Here is a 6,037-nt window from a genome sequence, read left to right on the forward strand (position 1 = left end):
AACGGAAAAACTTTGGGGTTCCCACTTTTCACAACTGATAAAAAAATTCCACCCACATCTGCGGAATGTGGGTTGTACTACAAGTCATCAATTGTAAGAGGAAACCTGTTTTCAATCTCAAACTCAATGGTGAGTTTCACTTTTGGAGGGTCAGGCAGATTGTCAGCATAGATGACAGCCTCTAGCTCAAGAAACTCCTCTGCATTAGAGCCAATGTAGAATGGTTCATCTGCCCAGACAGACGACTTAGGCTGAACATTCCCAAAGTGAACGGTGAGTGTCCATTGGCTGCCGTGATCGACCACTTCCGTCTGAGGATCTCGTTGCAAACTGAGGCGATCATATATGTTAGGTGGAATTACGTCAATTAAACGGTAGGCTGGCTTATCGGGTAGTTTATCCGTAACAGTGATACCACCAGAAGAACTCCCTATTATTTCAACTCGTACTCCCTGAAGTAAGGTGCTGCTCTGGTTGTGAATTACAAATGCAACTGGTCTAAGAAGGCTTGTGAGTCGGATATATTCCTCCTTTTCCCGCCAGTAGTCAGGGCTGATTAATGGCTCTGGTGTTCCAATGCTCAAGCCACTTTTGCCGATATCTCGCCATTGCATTACTTGAGTGTCACGTAGTGGGGTGACTGGCTCCCCATACGCGATAGACGACAGCTTAATTGAGTTACCAAGCTCTTGACGAGTCTCATGGTCAGCAAACTGTAGGCTCATCACTGGTGCTGTAAAGATCGCTACTGAATCTGCAATCTGATTTATAGATTGATATGAATCTTCTGGATTGGCACTGAGAGCTTTACGATTACCAGGTTGTTTAAGCCAATCTAACCATCGCTGCTTAAAGTCGCGTAGTCTCTCTGGAGTTAAGTTCTGTTGAAGTTCCCTCTTTGTATGTGCTTCACCATGATGGTTAAGACAAAGAACTACTAAATTATCTTCAGCGTGATTGCGTGAAACACTATATTCCTCAATATGGTGAACAATGATACCTTGATTTTTGTCCCCACATATACAGCAAGTCATACCACTTTCATAGAGAACTTTGTTCAGCGTTTCAGAAGGAATTGGCGGGCGTTTTTCCCGTAAAAGTTTGTCAATTAATTCCTCTGGAATATTTAGAGAACGTAGTTCGTTTTCATCTAGGGTTTTAAGGTCATTGAGTTTATATCCAGCTTGGTCAAGGCGATTAGCTGTTTCTGAATCAAATCCACGCTGCATAAGAGCCTTAACTGTGTTCTGTCCCATTTTTAAACCTCGATACAGTTTTATTCCTACTAACTTACAATCAATTTAGTTCCAAATGTAGCGCAGAGGACACAGAAAAGGAGAAAAGTTGACAAGTTATTATTGTAGCATTTGCGGTAAGAGCAGAATTGCTACGTTCAGAAGTAATATGGGTAAGGTGTACCGCAGAACACCCTAAATTAATCAATATTGGAGACTCAATGATATCCTACTGGAAAAATCTTCACTTGAATTCGGAAACTATCGGCTTAATCTACGGTTTTTTGGGCGTAGTTGGATTTAGCTTGACCTTACCGGCAACCCGAGCCGCTGTGATAGATTTAGACCCGCTTTTTGTAGGTTTAGGACGCGGATTAGTAGCAGCTATACTAGCCGCCTTTACTCTGCGAATAACGCATCAACCCATTCCATCAAAACAGCAACTTGGGAGTTTATTAGTTGTCGGATTGGGAGTTGTTCTGGGATTTCCGGTACTATCGGCTTGGGCAATGCAGCAAGTACCCGCCGCCCACGGTGCTGTGGTGTTAGGAGTGTTGCCTTTAGCAACAGCGATAGCGGGGTTTTTACGAGCTGGCGATCGCCCTGATTTCCGCTTTTGGATTGCGAGCATTGTCGGTAGTACAACCGTTGTTGTTTTTGGAATTATTAGTGGCGCTGGCCAGCTTCATCCCGCAGATTTAGCTTTGTTTGGAGCTGTAATTGCTGCTGCTTTGGGCTATGCTGAAGGTGGGCGATTAGCTTTGAGTTTAGGTGGATGGCAAGTGATCTGCTGGGCATTGGTGATTGTAGCTCCTTTTGAGGTTTTGCCAACAATATTTGTGGTATTAAAACAAGGGTTGACAGCTTCACCAATAGCCTGGTTAGGTTTTGCTTATGTGAGTGTTGTTAGTCAATTTATCGCATTTTTTGCCTGGTATCATGGTATGGCAATTGGTGGAGTTGCACGGATAGGTCAAATTCAGTTATTGCAACCATTTTTGACGCTCCTAGCTTCGGCAATTCTGCTTAGTGAGACTTTGGAGCCGATCGCCCTAGTCACGGCCTGTTTGGTTGTTGCTAGCGTAGCTGTGGGTAAAAAAGCATCAATTAAGCGGGCAGAAGATTTGTGAGGCGATCGCTTTCTCAACAGGCTGCTGACTCCAATCATTGATTTTCACATATCGATTCCATCTAACGACAGATGTAAAGCCGGGACTATTTCTCTTCAATACTAGCAACAACTGAATTTTTAAGAGAAAAGTAATGTTAGATATTGATGAAATGAGTTCAAAAGAAATACACGAGCTGCTACACCAAGTAGGATACGGTCATCTGGGCTGCATACACGAAGGCAAACCCTACGTGATGCCAATGAGTTATTATCTCGAAGATTCGGACATCTACCTGTTTACAACCGAAGGCATGAAGACTCATGACATAGACGCAAATCCTGAAATCTGTCTACAGGTTGAAGAAATAAATGATCCGCTTCATTGGCGCAGCGTGATTGTGAATGGTCGAGCCTCCCGCCTCACTGTTCAGGAAGACATCGAGGGAGCGTGTCACTTGTGCGATGAGTATAAATACTCGTGAGCCCCACCATGACTTTTTTACCCATCATCAGTATAATGGCGATAATTATCATCTCTTCCCACTGCATATATAATCATGACACCTGAACAACAACAGACAATTAAAACACACCTAGATGCTATTTCTGGCATACTTTATGATGATTATGCTCCTGATTCCTTGCAGACATTAGAAGATATTGAGCTCGCAGTGAGAGACCAAGTTTTGACTCATGTGACACCACATATCGGCTTTTTTTTATCTGCTCAGCTAGCGGTACAAAAGCCGGAAGAATCAAGACCTTAAAAAGTACCCTAGGTAATTTAAGTATCACCGAGAAGCAAGCAGCTAAACTAGGGTGTGGTAGTGCTAGTAGGTTGAGTCCACATTTAGAAAACTGTTGCTTAAGACTGAGTGCCAATGTTGCTTATAAGCATGCCGCCCAAGATATTAAGTATCTAACGGGAGTGACTGTTCCGGCTAAAACACAACTCATATTAGTACATTATCAAGACTTCAGCGAACCGAGATCAACAGAAGATATTTCGGAGCTAAGTGCAGATGGTGGAAAAGTACGACTGAGGGCACATCAAGGAGAAAAGTCTGAATGGAAAGACTATAAAGCAATTGTGTCGGAAACGGGTATGATGGCTAGTTTCAATCAAAATGATATCATCGTTAATTGGGCAAATAAACAACCGTTAGCAAAACCTGTAACTTGCGTAGGTGATGGACATGATGGAGTGTGGAATATATTTAAGGAAATCAGTTGTGAACAGGACAGAAGAGAAATTATCGATTGGTATCATCTGAATCAAAATTTTCAGAAAGTAGGTGGTTCAATGAAGCGAATTAAGCAAGCAGAAGCATATTTGTGGAAAGGGAATGTAGAGAATGCGGTAGCTCTATTTACAAAGCTCAAGAAAAAATCAGCAGTGAATTTTTGCAAATATTTAGAAAAGCATAAACAAAGGATTATCAACTATGAAGTTTGCTCAAGGGATGGCATCTGTTCAATTGGTTCAGGAGCGGTAGAATCAGGGATTAAGCAAATAGCAAGACGAATTAAAATATCAGGAGCTAGTTGGAAATCAGAACATGTGGGACAAGTATTAGCTCATCGTTGTGCTTACTTAAACGGCTTAATTGGTAATCAGGAAAAACCTGCGTGAGTATAATTGCTCACTGTAAAAGTGACATCCTCCCGACATCGATCGGGCAATGCACTTGATCAAAGAGCGCAATCCAACGCTCTCACCTGCTATCAATCGAACCTGGATCGATGCTCAGGGACGTTCAGAAGCGATCGTAATCTACCGCATCCACGAGAGTGAAATGAGCGGACGCACGACTGATGGAGTCAGCAGCCGGTAAGAACCGAGATACCTCAAACGTATCTAGCATGAATGAACTTTATGCGATCGCTATTGATGCAGATGCAATTGGCCGGGCGATCGCCTATGCCATTGAGCAGCCCGGTGATTTTGATGTGAATCAAATCATCATCCGTCCGACACGTCAAGAACTTTAGACTAATAGGAAAACATCATGAAACAGCGAAAACTCGGTAATCAAGGATTAGTGGTTTCGGAACTAGGACTCGGCTGTATGGGTATGTCCGAGTTCTATGGCATACCCGATGAGTCAGAAGCGATCGCCACCATTCATCGCGCCTTAGAGCTAGGCGTGACTTTGCTTGACACGGCTGATATGTACGGTGTCGGTCACAATGAAGAGTTGGTCGGCAAAGCAATTAAAGGGCATCGAGATCGAGTCATCATCGCCACCAAGTTTGGCAATGTACGCGGTAGCGACGGCAGCTTTAAGGGCGTCAATGGCAAACCCGAATATGTCCGCTCTGCCTGTGATGCCAGTCTCAAGCGTTTAGGTGTAGATACGATCGATCTTTACTATCAGCACCGAGTCGATCCAAACACTCCGATCGAAGAAACCGTAGGTGCAATGGCGAAGCTCGTCCAAGCTGGGAAAGTTCGCTACCTTGGCCTTTCTGAAGCCGCGAGCGCCACGATCCGCCGTGCCCAAGCAGTGCATCCTATTTCGGCACTTCAAACTGAATATTCGCTCTGGAGTCGGGAGCCAGAAGCCGAGATTTTGCCCACCTGCCGAGAGCTAGGGATTGGGTTTGTGCCTTATAGCCCTCTGGGGCGCGGGTTTCTCACAGGGAAAATCAAGAGTCTCGACACATTATCTGAGGGAGACTATCGGGCCGAGCGATATCCTCGCTTTCAAGGCGATAATCTCCAGCAAAATCTGGAATTAGTCGAGCAGATAGAGCAGATGGCCGCCGCTAAGGGTATCAAAGCTGGACAGTTGGCCCTGGCATGGGTCTTAGCCCAGGGCGATGACATTGTGCCAATTCCAGGCACCAAACGCCGCACATATTTAGAAGAAAACATTGCAGCGGCTGCTGTGACGCTGAGTCCAGCAGAACTAGAACAAATCGCCACAGCCCTGCCATTAGGAATTGCCGCGGGCGATCGCTACCCCGATATGAGTACCGTCAATCGTTAGGAATTGGAGCGAGTAAAGTATTCTTGTTATGGCTAAATTTTGGAAAAGAGCGATAAATCATGTCAAAACTTGTTGTTTGGGGAACACCCGTCAGTACCTATGTCCGTACCGTCCGGCTGCTGCTTGAGGAAATAGGCGCAGACTATACCCTCCAAAGCGTTGATATCTTCAATGGTGAAAGCCAGTCCCCAGAGTACCTTGCTAAGAATCCCTTTGGTAAAATCCCCACCCTTGAAGTAAATGGCGAACTGCTTTATGAAACGGCTGCTATTACCGAATACCTGGATGCCACTTTAGGCGATCGCAAATTTAGCTTTTCCGATCCAATGCTTCAAGCTCGGATGCGTCAAATCATGGCGATTATTGATAGCTATTTCTATGGCCCTGCGATTACCACCATTGTGATTCAGCGATTGATTGTGCCTAGTCAGGGGGGTAACACAGATGAGGCTAAAGTCAAAAATGCGATCGCGCCTGCACAAAAGGCTATAGAGGCGATCGAGTCGCTAGCTACGCCTAGCCCCTATCTGCTCGGCAGCCAAGCGAGCATTGCTGATTTCTATCTGATTCCCATCTTTATCTACTTTTCCCAAACTCCAGAATTTGAAGTGATTACGGCTCATACCAATTTAATATGAAGCTGCATAGAATAGGGCTTCAAGAATAAAATTGTAAGATGACAACGAACTAATTTGCTC

General features: G+C 44.6%; 8 protein-coding genes. 7 read left to right on the forward strand and 1 reads right to left on the reverse strand.

Annotation, left to right across the window (positions count from 1 at the left end):
• Positions 1-77 precede the first annotated feature (77 nt).
• Positions 78-1,256, reverse strand: coding sequence for an HNH endonuclease signature motif containing protein (locus QUA04_RS28390; RefSeq protein ID WP_333263777.1), 1,179 nt, complete (start codon positions 1,254-1,256; stop codon positions 78-80).
• Positions 1,257-1,456: 200 nt separating this feature from the next.
• Here QUA04_RS28390 and QUA04_RS28395 point away from each other — a divergent pair, with 200 nt between their 5' ends.
• The 7 genes from QUA04_RS28395 to QUA04_RS28425 all read left to right on the forward strand — a co-directional run bounded on the left by QUA04_RS28395 (position 1,457) and on the right by QUA04_RS28425 (position 5,977).
• Positions 1,457-2,365, forward strand: a complete 909-nt coding sequence (locus QUA04_RS28395; RefSeq protein WP_333263780.1) for a DMT family transporter — start codon at positions 1,457-1,459, stop codon at positions 2,363-2,365.
• Positions 2,366-2,498: 133 nt separating this feature from the next.
• The gene (locus QUA04_RS28400; protein ID WP_333263783.1) at positions 2,499-2,828 is read left to right on the forward strand and encodes a pyridoxamine 5'-phosphate oxidase family protein; all 330 of its coding nucleotides are present in this window, start codon (positions 2,499-2,501) and stop codon (positions 2,826-2,828) included.
• 75 nt (positions 2,829-2,903) lie between these two features.
• A protein-coding gene (locus tag QUA04_RS28405; protein WP_333263785.1) for an ISKra4 family transposase occupies positions 2,904-3,979 on the forward strand; the annotation gives its coding sequence in 2 pieces (ribosomal slippage) (positions 2,904-3,057 and positions 3,057-3,979; 1,077 coding nt in all).
• A 49-nt stretch (positions 3,980-4,028) separates the two neighbouring features.
• A complete protein-coding gene (locus QUA04_RS28410) occupies positions 4,029-4,181 on the forward strand; it encodes a hypothetical protein (RefSeq protein WP_333263788.1) in 153 nt (50 codons plus the stop codon).
• A 28-nt stretch (positions 4,182-4,209) separates the two neighbouring features.
• Positions 4,210-4,338, forward strand: coding sequence for a hypothetical protein (locus QUA04_RS28415; RefSeq protein WP_445242390.1), 129 nt, complete (start codon positions 4,210-4,212; stop codon positions 4,336-4,338).
• Positions 4,339-4,355: 17 nt separating this feature from the next.
• The gene (locus QUA04_RS28420) at positions 4,356-5,339 is read left to right on the forward strand and encodes an aldo/keto reductase (protein ID WP_333263790.1); all 984 of its coding nucleotides are present in this window, start codon (positions 4,356-4,358) and stop codon (positions 5,337-5,339) included.
• 59 nt (positions 5,340-5,398) lie between these two features.
• Positions 5,399-5,977 carry a glutathione S-transferase family protein gene (locus QUA04_RS28425; protein WP_333263792.1) on the forward strand — a complete coding sequence of 193 codons (579 nt, stop codon included), beginning with the start codon at positions 5,399-5,401 and terminating at the stop codon, positions 5,975-5,977.
• The last annotated feature ends 60 nt before the right edge of the window (positions 5,978-6,037 follow it).

This window comes from Microcoleus sp. S13_C5, assembly GCF_036700845.1.
Lineage (GTDB): Bacteria > Cyanobacteriota > Cyanobacteriia > Cyanobacteriales > Microcoleaceae > Microcoleus.

What these genes read in the sequence shown, in the direction of transcription:
- QUA04_RS28420 (WP_333263790.1), top strand. Translation starts at nt 4,356, where the DNA reads ATGAAACAGCGAAAACTCGGTAATCAAGGATTAGTGGTTTCGGAACTA.
- QUA04_RS28395 (WP_333263780.1), top strand. Translation starts at nt 1,457, where the DNA reads ATGATATCCTACTGGAAAAATCTTCACTTGAATTCGGAAACTATCGGC.
- QUA04_RS28415 (WP_445242390.1), top strand. Translation starts at nt 4,210, where the DNA reads ATGAATGAACTTTATGCGATCGCTATTGATGCAGATGCAATTGGCCGG.
- QUA04_RS28410 (WP_333263788.1), top strand. Translation starts at nt 4,029, where the DNA reads ATGCACTTGATCAAAGAGCGCAATCCAACGCTCTCACCTGCTATCAAT.
- QUA04_RS28390 (WP_333263777.1), bottom strand. Translation starts at nt 1,256, where the DNA reads ATGGGACAGAACACAGTTAAGGCTCTTATGCAGCGTGGATTTGATTCA.
- QUA04_RS28400 (WP_333263783.1), top strand. Translation starts at nt 2,499, where the DNA reads ATGTTAGATATTGATGAAATGAGTTCAAAAGAAATACACGAGCTGCTA.
- QUA04_RS28425 (WP_333263792.1), top strand. Translation starts at nt 5,399, where the DNA reads ATGTCAAAACTTGTTGTTTGGGGAACACCCGTCAGTACCTATGTCCGT.